Raw genomic sequence first — 20,126 nt, forward strand, 5'->3', positions numbered from 1 at the left:
GCCATGACGTCCGACCGCATGTCCGGCCCGTCCACCTCGTCCACCCCGAGCGGTCCGAGCGGTCCGAGCGGTCCGGGTGGCGCGGGTGGCGCGGGTGGCGCGCTCCGGCCGCACCGCGTCGTCGTGCTCGCCCTCGACGGCCTCCTCCCCTTCGAACTCGGCATCCCGCAGCGGATCTTCGGGCTCGCCCGGGACGAGCGGCGGCGCCCGTTGTACGAGGTGGTCACCTGCTCGGTCCGCCCGCCGGGGCCGGTCGCCACCGACGCGGACTTCGCCATCATGGTCGGCAACGGCCCGGAGGCCCTGGCGACCGCCGACACGGTCGTCGTCCCCGCCTCCTACGAGCTGGGGCCGGTGCACGAACAGGGCGTACTGACCGAGGAGCTGGCCGCCGCACTGGCCCACGTCCGGCCCGGCACCCGGCTCGTCGCGATCTGCACGGGCGGTTACGTCCTCGCCGCCGCCGGTCATCTCGACGGCCGTCCGGCGACCACGCACTGGGCCTCCGCCGAGCACTTCCAGCGGCTGTTTCCGAAGGTGCGGGTGGACCCGGACGTGCTGTTCGTCGACGACGGCGACGTGCTCACCTCGGCCGGGGTCGCGGCCGGCATCGACCTGTGCGTGCACATCGTGCGCCGGGACCACGGCACCGCCGTCGCCAACGAGGTGGCCCGGCGCACCGTCGTGCCGCCCCACCGCGACGGCGGGCAGGCGCAGTACGTCGCGCGGCCGGTGCCCGATCCGCAGCAGTCCTCCACGACCAACGCCCGCGCCTGGGCGCTCGGCCGCCTCCAGGAGCCGATCCGGCTGAGGGACATGGCGGCGCAGGAGTCCATGTCCGTACGGACCTTCACGCGCCGGTTCCGCGAGGAGGCCGGCGTCAGTCCCGGTCAGTGGCTCACCCAGCAGCGGGTCGAACGGGCCCGGCAGCTGCTGGAGTCCACCGCCCTCTCCGTCGACCAGGTGGCCCGCGACGCGGGATTCGGCACGGCCCAGTCGATGCGGCAGCATCTCCAGGCGGCGCTCGGCGTCACGCCGACCGCCTACCGGCGGACCTTCCGGGCGGAGTTGTCCACAGCCTGTGGAGAATGAGCGGCTGCACGGCACCGTCTCCGGACTCGTCGGCCGGCGGCGCGGCGCTGTCCGCCCCGAGCATGGCACCGCGCGCCGCCACCCGACTCCGGCGCTCCCGGCTCCCCCCGCCCCCGGGGGACACCGCCGCCGAATCACGACCCACACTCGTCGAGGGCTCCGTCACCGAGCCCTCGTCGTCCCCTCGCGGCGAATCGCTGCCTCCCAGCGTGAGGAGGCGGTCACGATCCGTCAACCGGCGCAGGGGGGTTCCTCGTCCAGGCCCTGTTCGCAGGGGACGCGCACGGAAGCACGGCCCGGCGCACCCGCCGCACCGCTCCGGTGCGGAGCTTGGGCCCCGTGCACCCGGCGCCTCACGCGCCGCCCGCCGTCACACCACTTCGTACGCGAACCCCTCGTACGTCACCAGGCCGGCACCGCCCGCACAGGCCGGCGTGGTCTCCTCACGCCCGGCGCAGCGGTCCAGTTCGCACCAGATGCGCTTGCCGGCGCCCTCCCGGCTCCAGCCCCAGCGGTCGGCGAGGCCGTCGACGAGGGCGAGCCCCCGGCCGCCCGTCGCCTCGCCGTCCAGGCAGCGGGGCACCGGGGCCCGGTCGCTGGCGTCGTCCACCTCCAGGCGGACGGTCGCCTCCTTCGTCTCCTCGGTCACCGCCCCCGGCAGCAGCAGCCGCAGCACGGCCGAACGGCCGGTGTGGACCACGGCGTTGGTGACGAGTTCGGAGACGAGCAGGACCAGCGTCTCCGCGAGTGGTTCGTCGGCCTGTATCCCGGCCCCGGCGAGCCGTGAGCGCGCCCACCGTCTGGCACGCCCCACTTCCGAGGGGTCGGGCCTGACCTCCAGCTGCACTTGAAGCTCTTGCACCGCTCACACCATCCGAACCGGCGGACACAAAGGCTCGCGCCTCATGAGGGCCACGATCGTGGCCATTTTCTGCATGGCCAGAACAACGGCCGGGCCAGGAATCACGGACCGTGAATCCCCTGCGGGACAGCATGGTTGACGTACAGTCACGCCAACAAGCGCTTCGGGCATATTCCAGCGCGAAGGAGTACGCGTGCGGCATACTGTGCGACGCCCGTCACGGGAAGTCGAACAGGCGGGGGCAGACGGCCGATCCGCCCTGCGGGGCAAGGCGGACACCGCCGCCTCCGGAGCCGCCCCGGGGGCAACTCCGGCACCGCTGGCGCTCGGGACCACTCGCATCCCACACAAGGTACCGGAGTGTGGCGCCGACTCCGGGCCGTGACGGGTCACCCGGTGGACACGACCCGGTATCGACGCTCAGTGACGTGATCGCGCCACGATCCGCGACATCCGGGCGCCCCCCGGCGGGCGCTACTCGGGCACGGTGAAGTAACGGGCGAAGGCCGGGACGATCTCCGCCTCGCCCACCTTGCCGTCGTCGTCCGCGTCCAGCGCGGCGGCGACCGACCGGGCGCTGTCCCCGGGCACGCCGAGCGCCGTGAGCACGCGCGCGGCGTCCTCGACGGTGGCGGCTCCGTCACCGTCGGTGTCGGCGACGTCCAGCGCCGCGTGCAGGAAGGGGCGGGCGATCTCGGCGAAGCGGTCCGGGTTGTCCCGCAGCCGCTTGACCGCCGCCGTGACGAACTCCTCACGGGTGATGCGCTGGTCGCCGTCCCGGTCGGCGATGCCCGCCATGCCCTGCCAGAGCGCCTCCGCGCCGCCGTACAGGGCCTGCCCCTTCTCGGACCGGGCCGCGGTGCCGAACTCGGCGAGCAGCGCCTTGGCCGCCGAGTTGAAGTCCGCGCGGTCGATGTAGCCGTTGCCGTCCTGGTCGAAGGTGGCGAACCGCGCGGCGATCCTGCGCTCGTACTCGCTGTTGACCATTGTTCTCTCCGGCCGCCTCACGTCGGTGGTGGTCTGCGTCTCGCTCGGAGCGTACGACGCCTGGCGCGGGTGCGGGCGGGTTCCGCGGGTCTGCGCGCCGGGCGGACGGGGTTCCGGGCGGGTGGTCGGGGCGGGTGGGTGACTGAAGGCGGATGGGTGGCAGGGGGCGGGCGGACGTGGGAGGACAGGGGGCGTGGGGGCGGCTACGCGGAGAGCGGGCGTGGTTCGTCGCCGGTCGCCGAGGCCAGGTCCGGGTGCACGTCGAAGAGCCGACGGACGCCGAGCGCGCCGAGGACGCGGTTGACGTGGGAACCGTCCACGGCGCCCTGGGCGGGCAGTATCAGGCGCAGCCGGCCCTGGCAGGAGCGGATGAGCCGCCGGGAGGCGATGAGCACGCCCACCCCGCTGGAGTCGCAGAAGAGGACCTCGGAGAGATCCAGGACGAGACTGTGCCGTCCCTCGGCCACCTCGTCGTGCACACGCTGCCGCAGCACCGGTGACGTCACCAGGTCCAGTTCGCCCGACACCTGGAGCACGGCCCACTCGCCCTGCTCACCGCCGGTCACATTGAGCGTCACCACCATGCCCTTCATTCGCCGGTCAACGGACGTCCGGAATCACCCGAATCTCACCACATGCTCCTGAAACGGAAGCCGTGCTTACGCTTCTTGGGCGCGCACCTGCCCAGCGGCCGTTCCCGCAAACGCCCCGCAGAAAACGGGAGTCGATCGGAAACGGCTTGTTCCAGACGGTTTCGATCCTGTTCGATCGCATCCGGTCGCACGATAGAGGGTAGGGGAGGCACTTATCACCTGCGGGCGGCCGGGGGCGCGCATTGGCACAAAGGGGCGTGCGGCGTCGGACGTGCCGACTACATTCGGAGAGACGCCGGCCGCAGGCTGGAGACCGGAACGGGCACGAGGGCGAGCAGGCGACGGACCGGGGGTGAGGAGGCCGTATGGCGAAGAGGGACGCACCGCTGCGCTGGGACCGCAAGATGCAGCAGCGCCTCGCGCGCGGGGAGGCCGCCGCCCTGGGAGAGCTCTACGACCGGTTCGCCTCGCTCGTGCACGGTCTCGCGCACCGGGTGCTCGGGGACGAGCGGGCCGCCGACCGCATCACCCGCGACGTCTTCGCGCACGTCTGGGAGCACCCGGACGCCTGGGACCCCCGGCAGGGCCCGCTGCGCACCTGGGTCGCCACGCTGACCCACCGCCTGGCCGTGCAGCGGCTGCGGGCCACCGAGACGGCCGCCCTCGCCCGCAGCGGCACCGGAACCGCCGAGGAGCTGGAGAGCAGGGTGCGCCACGCCTCGGTCGCCGCCCGCGCCGACTACATCGTCCAGTCCATGCCCGCCCCGCTGCGCGCCGCCCTGGAGCTGGCCTACTTCCAGCGCCGCGACTACCGCCAGACCGCGGCCGACCTCGGCGTCACGGAGGACGAGGCCCGCCGCCGCCTCCGCCTCGGCCTCCAGCTCCTCTCCACCGCCCGGGACGCCGCCTCCTCCCAGGCACCGGGAGCGCCACCGGGATACGGGGGCGCGGCATGACCGACTCCGCCGACGCCCACGAGAGCGCCCGCGCCGAGCACGAGAACACCGGCCAGCCGCACCCCGACGGCACCCCCGCCGACCGGCACGGGCCCGACGCGGGCGGTCCCTCGGGCGATCCGGGGGGCCGGGGAGGCCTTGGGGGCCCAGGAGGACCGAGAGACCTCGGAGATCCGCGAGACGGGCGGGCGCTGCCCGGCGCGGTGCCGGGCGGGCCGCCCGCGCTGGAGCACCAGGTGCTGACCTCCCTTCTCGGCGCGTGGGCGCTGGCGGCCTGTTCGGCGGAGGAGGCGGCGGCCGTCGAGGAGCACCTCGGCGCGTGCGACCCCTGTGCCGACGAGGCGCTGCGGCTGCGCGAGGCCGTCGGGCTGCTCCAGCGGCCGGAGAGCCTCGACCTGGACCCCGCCCTGCGCACCCGCGTCCTGGAGGGCTGCCTGGAACGGCGCCCGCCGCGCATCCCGGTGCCCGCGTGGGCGACGCCCTACGACGCCGAGACGGCACGGCTGGACGCGCTGCTCCAGGACATCGGCGACGCCGAGTGGCACGCGCCGGTCCGGCTGCGCTGGTACGAGGCCGACGGCGCCGCGAGCCGCCGTACCACCGTCGCCGGGGTCATCGCGCACCTGCTGACGGTCGACGGGCTGGTCGCGGTCGCCCTGGGCCTCGCCGACCCGCTGGGCGACATCGCCGTGCCGTCCGGCGCCCCGGCCGGCCGCACCGAGGCGTACTGGCGGGCGTCGCACTACCCGCCCACCCGCGCGGTGCGGGCGCCCTGGCGCGAGCAGAGCCACGGCATCGTACGGACCGTGTCGTTCACCGGCGAGGCGGGCCGGATGCCGGTGTCCTACGGCGACTTCGAGCTGCCGCTGCACGACGCCATGCTGGACCGTGCCTTCGAGTGCTGGGTGCACGCGGAGGACATCGCCGAGGCGGTGGACTATCCGTACCAGCCGCCCTCCGCGCGGCATCTGCACCGCATGATCGACCTGGCGGCCAGGATGCTGCCGGACGTCCTCGCGGCCCGTCGCCGCGCCGGGCTGGCCTCGCCCGCCGCCCGTCCGCGGCTGGTGGCCGCGGGTGAGCCGGGGCGCAGCCTGCGCCTGGAGATCGAGGGCTCGGGCGGCGGGGAGTGGCTCATCCCGCTCGACTCCCCGGGCGCGCTGGGCTCCGCCGACCACGAGGTGGCCCATGTGGCGCTGGACGGCGTGGAGTTCTGCCGGCTGGCCGCGGGCCACGTGCCACCGGCGGACGCCGCGGCGGGGCAGCTGGGAGACCGTGAGGCGATCAGGGACGTGCTGTTCGCCGCGGCGAGCCTGAGCAGGATGTAGGGGCGGGTCGCCCATCCGTCGGCGGCCGTCGTGGCGGCCCGGCGGCCGTGGTGGCGGCCCGGCGGCGGTCGCTCGCGGCCGCCGTGACGGACGAAACCCCCGAGCCGCTAGGCGAAGACGACCGTGCGACGCCCGTTGAGGAGGATCCGCCGCTCCGCGTGCCACTTCACGGCCCGCGCCAGCGCCTGGCACTCCACGTCCCGCCCGACGGCGACCAGCTGGTCCGGCGTGACGTCGTGCCCGACCCGCTCGACCTCCTGCTCGATGATCGGTCCCTCGTCGAGGTCGGCCGTCACATAGTGCGCCGTCGCCCCGATCAGCTTCACACCCCGGGCGTGCGCCTGGTGGTACGGCTTGGCACCCTTGAAGCTCGGCAGGAAGGAGTGGTGGATGTTGATGATCCGGCCGCTGAGCTGCTTGCAGAGGTCGTCGGAGAGGACCTGCATGTAGCGGGCCAGCACGACGAGTTCGACGTTCTCCTCGCGCACGATCTCCAGGACGCGCGCCTCCGCCTCCGCCTTGGTGTCCCGCGTCACGGGGATGTGGTGGAAGGGGATGTCATAGGAGCCCACGAGCTCGGCGAAGTCGGTGTGATTGGACACCACCGCGGCGATCTCGACCGGCAGCGCGCCGATCCGGGCCCGGAACAGCAGGTCGTTCAGGCAGTGCCCGAACTTGCTGACCATGAGCACGACGCGCATCTTCTCGTCGGCCCGGTTGATCTGCCAGTCCATGTGGAAGGCGTCGCCGATCGCCGTGAAGCTGGCGCGCAGCTTGTCCACGGTCACCGGCGCCTCGGCCGAGAAGTGGACGCGCATGAAGAACAGACCCGTGTCGTGGTCGCCGAACTGCTGGCTGTCCTCGATGTTGCAGCCGGTCATGAACAGGTAGCTCGACACGGCGTGCACGATGCCCTGCTTGTCCGGACAGGACAGGGTGAGGACGTACTGGTCGGCCGGGGCGACGGCCGGCGGGACGGCGGCGGGGGACGGCTCATTCATGCAGGACAGGGTCCCATATCCGGGCCCGGGGGCCGAGTGCGTCCCGCCAGACGGACCCGGTCGCCCGCCCGGACCGGCCCGGCCGCCCGCTCAGGCGGACCGGGTCAGGACGCGCAGAAGCTCCAGCGTGCGCGGTGCCGCCTCCGGGTCCTCGCCGTCACTGGTGGCCAAGCGCACGTGCGCGTCGCGCGCCGCCCGGACCGCCTCCGGCCAGTCGGGGTGGTCGAGGTACGCGGTCACCGGCGCGTCCGGCCCCACCTGGTGCATGATCCGCAGCACCCGCAGCACGGCGGTGTCGACGAGCGCCGCCTCCTGGGAGTCCCGGAAGACCGTGCCCACGTACTTCTCGGCGGACCAGTGGTCCAGCCAGGTGTCCTCCACCAGCCGGTACACCGCGTCCGTGACGTCGCCGTAGCCGTCCACACCGGCGAGCCAGACGTCCCGCTGGAAGGCGGGGGCGGAGAGCATGTGCAGCGCGGAGCGCACCTGGCTGCGCCAGCGCCACCACGGCATGTCGTTGAGTGGCATGCCGCCCATGGTGGAGGAGCGACGGCCGCGACGGGAAGAGTTCTCCGAACCTTGCACGGTCATCGATCGTACGTTCCCCCTCGTCCGCGACTCACCGGCCCCCGCAATTCACCCCGGTGTCACCATGCGTTGACCGCAGGTCACTTCCAGGTTAGCCGTGTGACGGAATCGTGCGGGTGCATGACCGGCAGGCGACCCACCCGCAGCACCGTTCTCCGCGGCCTCCGCGGCCGCTCCCGGGCATCCCGCACCGGCGTCCTGTCCGCGGGCGCCCTGGTGGCGTGCGTGTCGCTCACCGCCGGCTGCGGGGTCGTCCCCGGTACCACGGGGGGTTCCGGGGGCGACGACCCGATCACCGTCATGACCTGGGCGCCACAGGACACGGGGGCGACCAACAAGCCCGGCATGCCCGCCTTCGCCCAGGCCTACGCCCGCTCCGTCAACGCCCAGGGCGGGCTCGGCGGACGCGAGCTCAACGTCCTGACCTGCAACGACCACAACGACGGCGTGACCGCCGCGAAGTGCGCCCGCCTGGCGGTCAAGGAGAACGTGGTCGCGGTCGTCGGCTCCTACAGTCAGCACGCCGACTCCTTCCTCCCCGTGCTGGAGGGCGCCGGCATCCCCTACATCGGCGGCTACGGCATCACCAACACGGAGTTCACCAGCCCTCTGTCCTACCCGGTCAACGGGGGCCAGCCCGCGCTGCTGGCCGGCCTCGGCAGCGCCCTCGCCGACTCCTGCGGGCCGGTCACCCTGGTCCGGCCCGACACCATCGCGGGCGACGAGCTGCCCGTGCTGCTCGACTCCGGACTCACCTCGGGCGGGCACGAGCGCGCCCACGACCAGCGGGCGGCGGAGGACGCCACCGAGTACGGCGGCCAGTCCGAGCAGGCACTGCGGCGGGCGACCGCCGGCCCAGGGGACCAGGGGTGCGTCGTGCCCGTCCTCGGGGACCGCACGGGCACCTTCATGGACTCCTTCCGCCGGGCCCGCGAGGACCACCCCGAGGTGCGGACCGCGACCGTGCTCGGCAGCGTCGACCAGACCACGATCAACGCGAGCGGCGGAGAGTCCGGGCCCTACGAGGGGGCGTACGTCACCGGCTGGTACCCCTCGGTGAGCGACCCGGGCTGGGCCGGGATGAAGAAGGTGATCAAGGAGCAGGCGTTCGGCGACAACAACGTCGACGCGGCGGACGCCGGGGTGCAGACCACGTGGATCGCGTACACCGTCCTCAAGGAGGTCGTCGAGTCCCTGGGGGACGGCGAGGTCAGCGCCGACACCGTCCGGCGGGCCCTGGACGGCGGGCTGGAGGTCGGCACGGGCGGGCTCACGCCGCCGCTCCGGTGGACCTTCGCGGACAAGCTCGCCTCGGTCGGCTTCCCGCGCCTGGTCAACACCGAGGTGTCGCTGCAGGTCGTACGCCGGGGCCACCTCGTCTCGGCCCGCCAGAAAACCCTGGACACCACCCGCACCCTGCAGAACGCCGACGTGGCCTGAGCGAACCCCCGGCCCGGGCCCACCGGGCCCAGCGCCGGGGAGGGCCGGCCGGCCCGCGGCCGCGGGCCGTGGCCGTGGCCGTGGCCGTCACAGCTGGGTCGGCTGGCGTTCCGTCAGGCCGTACTTCTTCGCGATGTCGTTCCAGAGCTTGGCGGCCTTGGTCTTCTCCTTGCTCGCCGTACCGCTCTCCCGGTTGCCGGCCTGCGGGCTGGTGCGGGGCTTGCCCTTCTTGCAGCCGTTCTTGCCGGCCGTCTGGTCGGCCCAGGCCGCGTAGTGGTTGTCGGCCGACGCCGAGGCCTGCCACGCCTTGGTGAGGGCGGTGGTCAGCTCGGTGTGCCGGGGCAGCTTGTCCACGGAGAGCTGGGAGAGGCTGGTGACCAGCCCGGTGCGCTGCTTGGCGGCCTCGCGCAGGTCCTTGGCCGCCTGGGGCAGGTTGTCGCAGGTCTTCACGTCGCCCACGGCGTTGATCACCGTGGACCGGCTGTTGCCGCTGTGGGCCAGCAGCTTGTCCAGCTCCACGGCCTGCTGCCGGACCGGGTCGACGGACGGCGACGCGGAGGCCGACGCGGACGCGGACGCGGAGGCCGGGGCCGTGGCGGACACGGTCTGGTTGCCGCCGGTGTCCTCCTCGCCGCCCCCGCCCGCCATCATCGCGCCGGCACCGACACCGACGACGGCGATGCCGACCCCCACGGCGGCCAGGAGCGGCAGCCGCGAGCCGGTCCGCCCGCCGCGGCCGCCCCGGCCGGCGCCGTCCTCGTTCCCGCGCCGTCTGCCGCCACCACCGCCGGGCCCCTGCGGGGCGTGTCCGGTCCGGTCACCGGGGCGCGGGGGCTGCGGCTCGTCGAAGCGGGGCAGCTGCTGGGTGGCCGAGGCCGGGCTGTCCGCGCCGGGCCCGCTGCGGAAGAGGTTGTCGAACTCGGCGGGCGGCTGCCGGCCCTCCTCACCCCCGGGCGCCCCGTAGGGGGCGGGTGCGGGACCGCCGGGCACGGGTGCGATGTACTGCGTGGCGTCGGGGTGCGGGGCGGGCGCGGCGGGGGCGGGCAGGTGCCCGGCCGCGTCCTGCGCCGGGTAGTGCGGTGCCCGGCCGAGGAACTGCGTCGACTCGGCGGCCGTCTGGCCGTGCTCCTGCGCGTGCCGGCCGTGGCTGCCGGGCTGCCCGGCGTGTGTCGGCGCGGGTCTCTCCGGAGGCAGCGCCCCCGCCCCCACGGGGGGTATGTACTGCGTCGCGCCCTCGTCCGCGGGTATCCCGACCGGCGGCAGGAACTGGGTGAGGCCCTCGTCGGCCGGCGGCAGGGGTGCGGACTGCCGCGGCGCCTGCGCGTGGTGCCCGGCCGCCTGTCCCTGCTGCGGATACGAGGACTGCGCGCCGTAGGCCTGGTCGCCGTACGTCCCCGGGTGCGGACCACTCACCGGTCCGCCGTAGCCCGGAGCCCGGCCGCCGTCGGGCACGCCGTACGCCCCCGGGTTCTGGCCACCGGCATGGTCGCCGTACGCCCCCGGGTTCTGGCCACCCGCCTGGTCGCCATAGGCCCCCTGGCGGCCACCCGCCTGGTCGCCATAGGCCCCCTGGCGGCCACCCGCCTGGTCGCCATAGGCCCCCTGGCTCTCCATAGGCCCCCTGGCGGCCACCCGCCTGGTCGCCATAGGCCCCCTGGCTCTGGCCACCCGCCTGGTCGCCATAGGCCCCCTGGCTCTGGCCACCCGCCTGGCCGCCGTACGCCCCCTGGCTCTGGCCACCCGCCTGGTCGCCGTACGCCGGAGCCCGGCCGTCGTCGGGCACGCCGTAGGCCGGGGCCTGGGCGCCCTCCGGGGGGAGCGGGCCGGGGCCCGCCTGGGGCGGCAGGGCGCCGGGCGACCGGTCCGGGCCGCCCTGCGCGGGCCAGCTGTGCGGGGCGGGCGGCTGGGCGGCCTCCGGCGGGCCGGAGCCCCAGGGCTGGGCTCCGGGCGGCGTCGGCCAGCCCTGGTCCGCAGCCGGGCCCTGCTGCTGCTCGGGGCCCCACGGCCGGTCCCAGGCCTGACCGCCGGGCGGCGCCGAGGGGGGCACGGGCCGGCCGGCCGGCCCGGCACCCGTACCCGCCAGGCCCGGCAGCAGCGGCTCGCCACCGTCCGAGGGCAGCACGATGCCTTCGCGCGCGGGCCGCGCCGAGGGCTCCTCGCCCTGTCCACTCTGCGTCACCGGGACTCCTACGAATGGGGGACCTTCGGAATCGTCGGCTCACGCTACCGGGTCCCCGGAGCCCACTGCCACGCCGCATGGGGCGTGGACTCCTTCCCTGTGACAGCAGTAACAAAACCGGGCCGCGGCACGCTGTTCATGGCACCTCGTGCCCACCATGCCGCCGTTTCCCGTGAGTTCACGCGCTCGCGGCCCTCGCGTTCACGCCGCCGCCTGGAGGTCGAGCCGCGCCCCGAACTCCCTCACCACCGCCTCCTCCCGATACGGTTCCAGCCGTGCCTGGAAGTCGTCCAGGTACTCGGCGCCCCGGTTCGAACGCAGCGTCTCCAGGAGTTCCACCGCCTTCGTCGCGGTGGTGCAGGCCTGTTCGATCTCCCGCTGCTGCACCTGCGCCGTGGCCAGCAGCACGAACCCGATGGCCCGCCTGCGCGCCCGTGACTCGGGGTGCCCGTCCAGGGACTCCCGGGCGTACCGCGCCGCGGCGTCGGCCTGCCCGAGGTCCCGGTGGCAGTGCGCCAACTCGTCGGCGAGGTAGGCCTCGTCGAAGTGCGCGATCCACACGGGGTCGTCCCCGGAGGCCGTGTCGGCCGCCTCCATCGCGGCGACCGCCCGCCCGGCCGCCGTGTGGGCCGCCCGCACGTCGCCGAGGAGCGCGTGACCGCGGGCCTCGGCGGCGTGGAACATCGCCTCCGCACGCGGCGTCACCCGCCCCCGCGCGCCCTCCTGCGCCGCGCGCGCCAACTGGGCGATCTCCCGCGGGTTGCCGAGCTGTGCGGCCAGGTGACTCATGGACGCGGCGAGGACGTACCCGCCGTACCCTCGGTCGCCCGCCGCCTGCGCGAGCCGCAGCGACTGGATGTAGTACCGCTGGGCGAGCCCAGGTTGGCCGGTGTCGACAGCCATGTACCCGGCGAGTTCGGTCAGCCGGGCCACCGTGGCGAACAACTCCCGCCCCACCGCCTCCCGGTAGGAGCCGGCGAGCAGCCCGGAGACGACGCTGTTCAGGTAGTGCACGACGACCGGGCGCACGTGCCCGCTGCCGAACTGGTGGTCCAGGTCCACCAGTGCCTGGGTCATCGCCCGCACCGCCGCCACGTCGGAGGGCCCCACCCGCGGCCCGGCCGAGCGCGACACCTGGGAGTCGGGGGCGGAGATCAGCCAGTCCCGGCTCGGTTCGACGAGCGCGGAGGCGGCCACGGAGGAGCCGGACAGGAAGTCCCGGCGTCCGACGTCGCTGCGCCACAGCTCGCAGACCTGCTCGATGGCGCCCAGCACCGTCGGCGAGAACTGGAGGCCGACGCCCGAGGCGAGGTTCTTGCCGTTGGCCATGCCGATCTCGTCGATCGTGACCGTGCGGCCCAGCTTGCGGCCGAGCGCCTCGGCGATGATCGCCGGTGCCCGACCGCGCGGTTGCTGTCCGCGCAGCCAGCGGGCCACGGAGGTCTTGTCGTACCGCAGGTCGAGTCCGTGCTCGACCCCGCACACGTTGACCCGGCGGGCGAGGCCCGCGTTCGAGCAGCCCGCTTCCTGAATGAGCGCCTGCAGTCGTTCGTTCGGCTGCCGCGCGACGAGAGGCCTTGCGGCCATGGCGTAACCCCCATGCGGTCTCTTGCGGTGTCATGCGGTATCGGTGCTGTCCCGGCGGACGAATGGATCCGGCCGTGAAGATCAATGCCCCGTCGATGTGCCGACAATGCGAGACTTGCGAAGCTTGCGAGGATTGCCGGGGCAACGGCCGCCGCCGGCCCCAGACGTGGCTACCCCGCTCCCACGGCGAATCCTCCCGCGCGCCCCCGTACATGCATCCATGCGCCCCAGGTGCGGAATCGGTGCTCCTCCCCCGCGCAAACGGGAGACGGGCGGGCCCCCGTAACCCGCGGTGGGCGCGGGAGTTGAGCTCCACGTGGAAGAGACCATCCCGGGCACCGATACCGCACAGATCCCCCAGCAGCGCGGTGCATCGCTGCTGGAGACCGCCGTACGCTACGCCGAGGAGCGCCACTGGGACGTGTTCCCCGGCACCTGGCTCGAAGCCGCCGACGGGGTGCAGCGCTGCTCCTGCGGGGACCCGGTGTGCGCCGCCCCCGGCGCACACCCGGCGCGCGAGGACTGGGCGACCCAGGCGACGGGCAGCGCCACCGTCGCCCGGCGGATGTGGCAGAAGCAGCCGACGGCGTCGATCCTGCTGCCCACGGGGCGGACGTTCGACGCGATCGACGTGCCCGAGACCGCGGGATTCCTGGCCCTCGCCCGGATGGAGCGGATGGAGCTGACGCTCGGTCCGGTGACGCTGACGCCGGACCGGCGGATGCGGTTCTTCGTGCTCCCGGGGGCCGCGGTGAAGGTGCCGGACCTCGTGCGGCGGCTGGGATGGTCGCCGTCGTCCCTCGATCTGACCGCGCTGGGCGAGGGGACGTTCGTGGCCGCGCCGCCCACGCGGTACGGGACACGGGGGGCCGTCCAGTGGGCGTGCCGGCCCACCCCGGCGAACCGGTGGCTGCCGGACGTGGAGGAGCTGATCTCGCCGCTGGCGTACGCCTGCGGCCGGGATCGTTAGGAGAGCGGGCACGACGTGTGGCGCGATCCGGCCGAGGTGAAGGCCCGGATCGGGGTGCTGCCCGAGGGGCGGCGGCTGTTCGAGCGGCTGTCGGGACGGGAACCGCCGGGCTGCACCGGCCGGTTGCGCGGCCTGCCCGGCACCGAGGTGGGGGTGACCCGGCCCTCCCCCGCGGGCGGCCCGGTCAGGGCTCCATGAGCGTGTCCAGGAACGGTTCGATGGCCGCCCGCCAGGCCTCCGGCTGGTCGTAGTGGACGAGGTGGCCGGCGTCGGCGACCTCCGCGTACTGGCCGCGCGGGAGCACGCGGACCATCTCCTGCGCCTCCGCGCGGCCCAGTTCGCCGTCGAGGCCGCGGACGACCAGGGTCGGGCAGCGCACCTGGGCCAGTTCCTCCCAGTGGGCGTCGTAGACCCAGGTCTCGCGGGACCTGAGCATCTGCTCCGGCTCGAAGACGGGCCGCCAGCCGTCCGGTGACTCGGCCATCACCTCGACGTAGAACTCGCCCCGGGCCGGGTTGGGCCGCTCCACCCACGGGTCGTCCTCGCCGAACCACTTGCGCACGTCCGCGAGCGTGGCGAAGGGGACCGGCCAGGCGCGGAACCACTCGGTCCAGGTGTGCTGCGAGGCGGCGCCGAGCGCGGACGCCCGCATGTCGCAGATGATCAGCCCGCGGACCAGGTCGGGGCGTTTCGCTGCGAGCTGCCAGGCGGTCAGCGCGCCCATGGCGTGGCCGATCAGGACGGCCGGGCCGAGGCCGAGCTGCTCCAGGGCGGCCTCGACGTCCTCGACGTAGGCCTCCCGGGTGTAGGCGCCGTGCGGGGGCTTGTCGCTGCGACCGTGGCCGCGCTGGTCGAGCGCGACGGCCCGGTGCCGGGCGGAGAGCCAGCGGGCGGTGGGGGCCCAGTGCGAGGCGCGGCCCATCAGACCGTGGAGCAACAGCACGCCCGGCGGGCCTGCGGCCCCGTGGGCGGCGGGGCGGGAGGGAGGCGAGACGCCGGCGGCCTCGGCGGTCACGGGGAGCGTGTGCGCCGGGGCACCTCCGCCCGGGTCCGCGCCACCGGAGACCCCGCCGTGGAGGGCCCCGCCGGGGGCCGTCCCACCGAGGGCCGTGTCGTGCGGCCCGCCGGTCTTGGGAGGGTCGCCGAACTCCCAGGCCGCGAGGCGTACGCCGCCCGCGCCGGTCACGTCGATGCGCCGCGCCATAGCTCCTGGCACCCCCCAAGCTCCGCTCGGACCGCCCGCCCCTGCCGGGCCGGCCGGTCCTGTGAACCGTGTCCTGCCTGCCGTGCCTGTCCTGCTCGCCGGGGCCGCCGTCGCGCCCACGGCCGTCCGACGTCCGCAGAGTATCGAATACCCATTCGAAGAAGCCGCCTCGGTGAGCAACACCCCTCGTTCGAGTGACACCCCTCAGGGATTGATCGCCGCCGCCCAGGGGAGATCTTCAACGGGAGGCGGACCGCTCGGGGAAAACGGTCCGAGGGGATTGACCCTGAGAGCTCGGGGCTCCGGGTCAGCACAGGGGAGGACAGGCCCCGGCGCCACACGGCGCCGGGGCCCTCTCCGTCTCTCCGTCACAGCCTCCCCCTTCCCGACCGGGCGACATCGCTGTCGGGCCACGGCCAAGAGCCCCTCACGTCATATGCCTCGCGCCCCAGCCTTGCACGCGACGCGGCCGGGCGCTGCGATTCGGCTCACCGGCCCATGGAATCGACGGGATCGTGTCCCTGGCCGGAACGCCGGTACGGCCCGCGGGAGGCGGGACCCGACCGGCCGGCCGCCTTCAGCGCTTGGCGACGAACACGTGGGAGGCGACCTCCGACTCCAGCTCCGCCGCCTCGCCGCCGCTGCCCACCAGCACACCGCCCGCCGACTCCGTCACGCTCACCACGGAGCCGGGCTGCACACCCGCGCGGCGCAACGTGTACATCAGCTGCGCGTCCGTCTGGATCGGCTCCCCGATCCGGCGCACGACGACCGTCTTGCCCTCCACGCCCGGGTCCAGGTCGGCGAGCGAGACCATGCCCTCGTCCAGGAACGGGTCCGCGCCGTCCGCCTCGCCCAGCTCCTCCAGGCCCGGGATCGGGTTCCCGTACGGCGACTCGGTCGGGTGGCGCAGCAGCTCCAGCACGCGGCGCTCCACTGCCTCGCTCATCACGTGCTCCCAGCGGCAGGCCTCGGCGTGCACCTGCTCCCACTCCAGGCCGATCACGTCGACCAGCAGGCACTCCGCGAGCCGGTGCTTGCGCATCACGCGGGTGGCCAGCCGACGGCCCTCGTCGGTCAGCTCCAGGTGCCGGTCGGCCGCCACGGAGACCAGACCGTCGCGCTCCATCCGCGCCACCGTCTGGCTGACCGTCGGACCGCTCTGGTCGAGCCGCTCGGCGATCCGGGCGCGCATCGGGACCACACCTTCCTCCTCCAGCTCCAGGATGGTGCGGAGATACATCTCCGTGGTGTCGATCAGTCCGGACATTCGTGCCCCTTGATGAGATTGCCGGAGGCTACGGCCCACCGGCGCGTGCGCTGGCCCTGGATTCAATTCTGACGCATACCACCGACAACCGTGCCTCACCGCGGAAAGCCGTCTCCGAGCGGCCCGGCGGCGCGGCCTCGACACCGTATTGACACCGCACTGGTCCAGACCGCACGGTGATCCGCGACACAGCCACACCGAAGGGGTCCCGCATGAGTGACCGCAAGCCGGCCGGCCAGTTCATCGACGCCGCGATCGACCTCCTGCGGCGGGTCCGCGACGAGGAGGCCGACGCCATCGAGGCGGCCGGCACGCTGCTCGCCGACACCGTGCAGAACGGCGGCCGGCTCTTCGCCTTCGGCGCCGGTCACTCCTCGCTCGCCGCCCAGGACGCCGTCTACCGCGCCGGCGGGCTCGCCCTGATGAACCTGCTCGCCGTGCCCGGCGTCGTCGGCGTGGACGTCATGCCCGCAACGCTCGGCTCCGCCCTGGAACGCGTCGGCGGCCTCGCCGGCGTGGTGCTGGGCTCCTCGCCCCTGCGCGAGGGCGACGCCCTGGTCGTCGTCTCCCTCTCCGGGCGCAACGCCCTGCCCGTCGAGATGGCCCTGAACGCCCGCGCCATGGGGGTGCGGGTCATCGGCGTGACCTCGGTGGCCTACGCCACCGAGACGACGTCGCGGCACTCCTCCGGCACCTTCCTCAAGGACCACTGCGACATCGTGCTGGACTCCAAGATCGCGGTTGGCGACGCGGAGCTCACGCTCGACACCGTCCCGGCGCCCTTCGCCCCCGCCTCCACGGTCGTCACCAGCGCCCTGATGCAGGCCGTCACGGCCACGGCCGCCACCGTCCTCGCCGACCGGGGCATCGAACCGCCCCTGCTGCGCTCCGGCAACGTGGACGGCGGACCCGAGTGGAACGAGCGCGTACTGGACGAGTACCGGGACCGGATCTTCTACCGGCGCTGACCCGCGCGGCACCGGCGGCCCGGGCGTCCGTGCCGCTACCGCTCCCGCACCGCGCCGGCCAGGTCCAGCAGCGCCGCGATGCGCACCGCCACGTCCTCGGCGTACATCGCGTCGGACCGCTCGAACGCGCTCCGCCCCGAGCCCCGCAGGAACGTCACGACGCCCAGCGTCCGGCCCCGGCTGCGCAGCACCGCGCACAGGCCGTGCACCGTGTCCGCCGGCCACTGCCGGGCCGCCGCCCACTCGCGCACCCGCTCGGCCGGCACCGCCCGGACACCGGCACTGGCCCGCACCGAGCCCGCCCGCTCCACGCACTGCACCGCCGGATGACTCCCGCCGTAGCGCACCGGCATCCCGGTCGTCCCGGCCGGCACGCTCGGTCCCGGCGCACCGGACGGCGTGGCCGCGACCCGCACCAGCCGGACCGGCTCCGCCGGGTCGGCGTCGGTGTCCGCCGCCCCGCCCACGATCCGGTCGATCAGCGCGTGGTCGGCGAACCCGGCGAGCGCGAAGTCCAGGTGGACGACCGCCGCCTCCCCCGGGTCCTCGCACTCGGCCGCCGCCCGCGCCGCGCGGTGCAGCTGGTTGGCCCGGAACCGCAGCAGCGCCGCGTCCTGCTCGCCCTGCTTCGACTCCGTGACGTCCTGGAACAGCCAGCCGACCCCCAACGGCACCGGCTCCTCCGCCAGCGGCGACGCCAGCCGCACGAACCCGCTGCGCCAGCACCGGCGCCGCTCGCCCTCCGAGGTGCGCACGCTCACCCAGACCTCGGCGGGCGCGGGCGGTGTTCCCTCCGCCAGCACGTGCGTCAGCGCGCTCTCCAGCTCCTCCACGCCCTGGGCGAGCAGGTCCCCGAGCGGCCGGCCGAGCACCGACGTACGGCCGGTGCCCAGCGCACGCGCCGCGTGGGCGTTCACCACGGCGGGCCGCAGATCCACGTCCACCAGCACGACACCCCAGCTCGCGTCCTCCAGCAGGGCCTCGCTCAGCGCGATGGAACGCTCCAGGTCGATCTGGGCGTGCACCTCGCTGAACGCGCAGTACACCCCCGCGGGCCGGCCGTCGGGGCCGCGTACGGCCGCGGACTGGGTGCGCACCAGCACCCGCCCGCCGTCCTTGGTCAGCAGCGCGAACTCGTGCACCTGCCGGCCCGGCGCCCGCATCGCGGAGAGCAGCCGCTCCTCCACCTCCCCGGCGTCGGCCCGGCGCACGGCCCACCCGGCGAAGCCCTGCCGCCCCACGGCCTCGGCCGCGGTCCAGCCCAGGATCCGCTCCGCCTCCCGGTTCCAATGGGTGACGACCCCGTCCCCGTCGAAGGCGCACAGGGCGGCGTCCATGCCGTCGAGGAGCGCGGCCAACAGGTCCGCGCCGTCCCGCTCGGGCTGCTCCGGCTCATCCGGCCCCAGCTCGTCGGTGATCCCACTGCTCCGGGAAGCACTCACCTGGACCCCCTGCAGGCTGCGTCCGCCGTACGGTACGTCGGTTCGCTCACTGGCCTTCACTGGCCTTCATTCAACTCGAACGTGATGCAGCACACACCGGGTTCCCACAAGATTGCGGAAATCGTTGTACTGCGGAAACTCGGCATACGCCCCCGTCATGAGGGGTGGGCGGCGGTGCCTCCGGCCCGAGCGCGTCGGGAAAAACCGATTGCCCGGGGCCCGGCCGGTTCCTAGGGTGGGCGGTACACGAGAAGGGAGGTGGTTCGGCAGATGTATGAATACCGGACGCGTGAGGTGACTGCGGGCTGACGGCTCGCCACCACACCCAGTGCGGTGCCGGACCAGCGCGCGCGTGATGCGTGCGGCCGGCCCAATCCCAGCAGTCACCCGACCCGCGAGTCGCCGGTACGTCCGGCCGGCTCCTCCCCTGGGAGGAACCAGACTCGCGGGTCGTCTGCGTGACGGGGGTCAGTGCCCGATGCCGTCGTAGCCCTCGATCTCGCGCGGGTCGCGGGGGCCCGGGCCGACATAGCGGGCGGAGGGGCGGACCAGGCGGCCGGTGCGCTTCTGCTCCAGGATGTGGGCCGACCAGCCGGCGGTGCGGGCGCAGGTGAACATCGACGTGAACATGTGGGCCGGGACCTCGGCGAAGTCCAGCATGATGGCGGCCCAGAACTCGACGTTGGTCGCCAGCACGCGGTCGGGGCGGCGGGCGTGGAGTTCGGCCAGGGCGGCCTTCTCCAGGGCCTCGGCGACCTCGAAGCGCGGGGCACCCAGTTCACGGGCGGTGCGGCGCAGGACGCGGGCGCGGGGGTCCTCGGCGCGGTAGACGCGGTGGCCGAAGCCCATGAGGCGTTCGCCCGCGTCCAGGGTCTTCCTGACGTAGGCCTCGGCGTCGCCGGTGCGCTCGATCTCCTCGATCATGCCGAGGACGCGGGAGGGGGCGCCGCCGTGCAGCGGGCCGGACATGGCGCCCACCGCTCCGGAGAGGGCCGCGGCCACGTCGGCGCCGGTGGAGGCGATGACGCGGGCGGTGAAGGTGGAGGCGTTCATGCCGTGCTCGGCGGCGGAGGTCCAGTAGGCGTCGACGGCGGCGACGTGCTTGGGGTCGGGTTCGCCACGCCAGCGGATCATGAAGCGTTCGACGACGGATCGGGCCTTGTCGATCTCGCGCTGCGGGACCATGGGCAGGCCCTGGCCGCGGGCGGACTGGGCGACGTAGGACAGGGCCATGACGGCGGCGCGGGCCAGGTCGGCGCGGGCCTGTTCGGCGTCGATGTCCAGGAGGGGTTTGAGACCCCAGACGGGTGCGAGCATCGCGAGCGCGGACTGCACGTCGACGCGGATGTCGCCGGAGTGGACCGGGATGGGGAAGGGCTCCGCGGGCGGCAGGCCGGGGTTGAAGGCGCCGTCGACGAGCAGGCCCCAGACGTTGCCGAAGGAGACGTGCCCGACGAGGTCCTCGATGTCGACGCCGCGGTAGCGCAGCGCGCCGCCCTCCTTGTCGGGTTCGGCGATCTCCGTCTCGAACGCGACGACTCCCTCGAGCCCGGGTACGAAGTCGGACATCAGCGGCTCCTCGTGATCGTGATGTGTGGCGACCGGTGCGGAGGCGGTGCGGCGCCTCCGCGGACGCTCGGTCCCTCGGATCCACGGTCG

Annotated in this window: 17 protein-coding genes and 1 pseudogene; 7 read left to right on the top strand and 11 right to left on the bottom strand. The window is 74.2% G+C overall.

What is annotated here, in order from left to right:
- Positions 1-3 precede the first annotated feature (3 nt).
- Entirely contained in the window at positions 4-1,092 is a 1,089-nt protein-coding gene (locus SAM23877_RS15650; RefSeq protein WP_244902948.1) for a GlxA family transcriptional regulator, read from the top strand.
- A gap of 370 nt (positions 1,093-1,462) precedes the next feature.
- Here SAM23877_RS15650 and SAM23877_RS15655 read toward each other — a convergent pair whose 3' ends face one another.
- From SAM23877_RS15655 to SAM23877_RS15665, 3 genes are all read right to left on the bottom strand, one after another.
- The gene (locus tag SAM23877_RS15655) at positions 1,463-1,939 is read right to left on the bottom strand and encodes an ATP-binding protein (protein ID WP_053132800.1); all 477 of its coding nucleotides are present in this window, start codon (positions 1,937-1,939) and stop codon (positions 1,463-1,465) included.
- A 489-nt stretch (positions 1,940-2,428) separates the two neighbouring features.
- On the bottom strand, positions 2,429-2,941 hold the full coding sequence (locus SAM23877_RS15660; protein WP_053132803.1) for an EF-hand domain-containing protein: 513 nt from the start codon (positions 2,939-2,941) through the stop codon (positions 2,429-2,431).
- A gap of 203 nt (positions 2,942-3,144) precedes the next feature.
- On the bottom strand, positions 3,145-3,525 hold the full coding sequence (locus tag SAM23877_RS15665) for an STAS domain-containing protein (RefSeq protein WP_053132806.1): 381 nt from the start codon (positions 3,523-3,525) through the stop codon (positions 3,145-3,147).
- 374 nt (positions 3,526-3,899) lie between these two features.
- Between SAM23877_RS15665 and SAM23877_RS15670 the strand changes: the two genes are divergently transcribed.
- Positions 3,900-4,490 carry a sigma-70 family RNA polymerase sigma factor gene (locus SAM23877_RS15670; RefSeq protein WP_053132809.1) on the top strand — a complete coding sequence of 197 codons (591 nt, stop codon included), beginning with the start codon at positions 3,900-3,902 and terminating at the stop codon, positions 4,488-4,490.
- Positions 4,487-5,818 (top strand): zf-HC2 domain-containing protein, encoded by a 1,332-nt coding sequence (locus tag SAM23877_RS15675; RefSeq protein ID WP_244902949.1) that lies wholly within the window; start codon positions 4,487-4,489, stop codon positions 5,816-5,818. Before SAM23877_RS15670 ends, SAM23877_RS15675 begins: the two co-directional genes overlap by 4 nt.
- A 107-nt stretch (positions 5,819-5,925) precedes the next feature.
- Here the strand turns inward: SAM23877_RS15675 and purU are convergent, their stop codons facing one another.
- Both purU and SAM23877_RS15685 read right to left on the bottom strand, forming a co-directional pair.
- The gene (gene purU / locus SAM23877_RS15680; protein WP_053132812.1) at positions 5,926-6,819 is read right to left on the bottom strand and encodes a formyltetrahydrofolate deformylase; all 894 of its coding nucleotides are present in this window, start codon (positions 6,817-6,819) and stop codon (positions 5,926-5,928) included.
- A gap of 90 nt (positions 6,820-6,909) precedes the next feature.
- Complete coding sequence (locus tag SAM23877_RS15685; RefSeq protein ID WP_053132815.1) at positions 6,910-7,410, bottom strand: SCO4402 family protein; 501 nt, start codon at positions 7,408-7,410, stop codon at positions 6,910-6,912.
- A 117-nt stretch (positions 7,411-7,527) separates the two neighbouring features.
- Between SAM23877_RS15685 and SAM23877_RS15690 the strand changes: the two genes are divergently transcribed.
- Entirely contained in the window at positions 7,528-8,847 is a 1,320-nt protein-coding gene (locus SAM23877_RS15690) for an ABC transporter substrate-binding protein (RefSeq protein ID WP_053132818.1), read from the top strand.
- A gap of 87 nt (positions 8,848-8,934) precedes the next feature.
- Here SAM23877_RS15690 and SAM23877_RS40820 read toward each other — a convergent pair whose 3' ends face one another.
- Positions 8,935-10,461 carry a hypothetical protein gene (locus SAM23877_RS40820; RefSeq protein ID WP_244902950.1) on the bottom strand — a complete coding sequence of 509 codons (1,527 nt, stop codon included), beginning with the start codon at positions 10,459-10,461 and terminating at the stop codon, positions 8,935-8,937.
- Positions 10,462-11,227: 766 nt separating this feature from the next.
- Complete coding sequence (locus SAM23877_RS15700; protein ID WP_053132821.1) at positions 11,228-12,613, bottom strand: NsdA family TPR-like regulatory protein; 1,386 nt, start codon at positions 12,611-12,613, stop codon at positions 11,228-11,230.
- Between the two features lie 316 nt (positions 12,614-12,929).
- Between SAM23877_RS15700 and SAM23877_RS15705 the strand changes: the two genes are divergently transcribed.
- Together SAM23877_RS15705 and SAM23877_RS15710 are read left to right on the top strand one after the other, a co-directional pair.
- Positions 12,930-13,583 carry a bifunctional DNA primase/polymerase gene (locus SAM23877_RS15705; RefSeq protein WP_053132824.1) on the top strand — a complete coding sequence of 218 codons (654 nt, stop codon included), beginning with the start codon at positions 12,930-12,932 and terminating at the stop codon, positions 13,581-13,583.
- Positions 13,584-13,589: 6 nt separating this feature from the next.
- Positions 13,590-13,733 (top strand): annotated as a pseudogene (locus SAM23877_RS15710) (ABC transporter ATP-binding protein); the annotation flags it as partial.
- Positions 13,734-13,767: 34 nt separating this feature from the next.
- On the opposite strand, the gene SAM23877_RS15715 reads toward SAM23877_RS15710, so the two are convergent.
- Both SAM23877_RS15715 and SAM23877_RS15720 read right to left on the bottom strand, forming a co-directional pair.
- Positions 13,768-14,787 carry an alpha/beta fold hydrolase gene (locus tag SAM23877_RS15715; RefSeq protein ID WP_053132830.1) on the bottom strand — a complete coding sequence of 340 codons (1,020 nt, stop codon included), beginning with the start codon at positions 14,785-14,787 and terminating at the stop codon, positions 13,768-13,770.
- 577 nt (positions 14,788-15,364) lie between these two features.
- Positions 15,365-16,057 (bottom strand): iron-dependent transcriptional repressor DtxR, encoded by a 693-nt coding sequence (locus tag SAM23877_RS15720; RefSeq protein ID WP_053132833.1) that lies wholly within the window; start codon positions 16,055-16,057, stop codon positions 15,365-15,367.
- Positions 16,058-16,269: 212 nt separating this feature from the next.
- Here SAM23877_RS15720 and SAM23877_RS15725 point away from each other — a divergent pair, with 212 nt between their 5' ends.
- Positions 16,270-17,025 (top strand): SIS domain-containing protein, encoded by a 756-nt coding sequence (locus SAM23877_RS15725; RefSeq protein ID WP_053132836.1) that lies wholly within the window; start codon positions 16,270-16,272, stop codon positions 17,023-17,025.
- Between the two features lie 35 nt (positions 17,026-17,060).
- On the opposite strand, the gene SAM23877_RS15730 is transcribed toward SAM23877_RS15725, so the two are convergent.
- Both SAM23877_RS15730 and SAM23877_RS15735 read right to left on the bottom strand, forming a co-directional pair.
- Complete coding sequence (locus tag SAM23877_RS15730) at positions 17,061-18,467, bottom strand: PAS domain-containing protein (RefSeq protein WP_053142531.1); 1,407 nt, start codon at positions 18,465-18,467, stop codon at positions 17,061-17,063.
- Positions 18,468-18,935: 468 nt separating this feature from the next.
- A complete protein-coding gene (locus SAM23877_RS15735) occupies positions 18,936-20,036 on the bottom strand; it encodes a citrate synthase 2 (RefSeq protein ID WP_053132839.1) in 1,101 nt (366 codons plus the stop codon).
- Positions 20,037-20,126: the final 90 nt, after the last annotated feature.

Source organism: Streptomyces ambofaciens ATCC 23877 (assembly GCF_001267885.1).
In the GTDB taxonomy this organism is placed as follows: Bacteria; Actinomycetota; Actinomycetes; order Streptomycetales; family Streptomycetaceae; genus Streptomyces; species Streptomyces ambofaciens.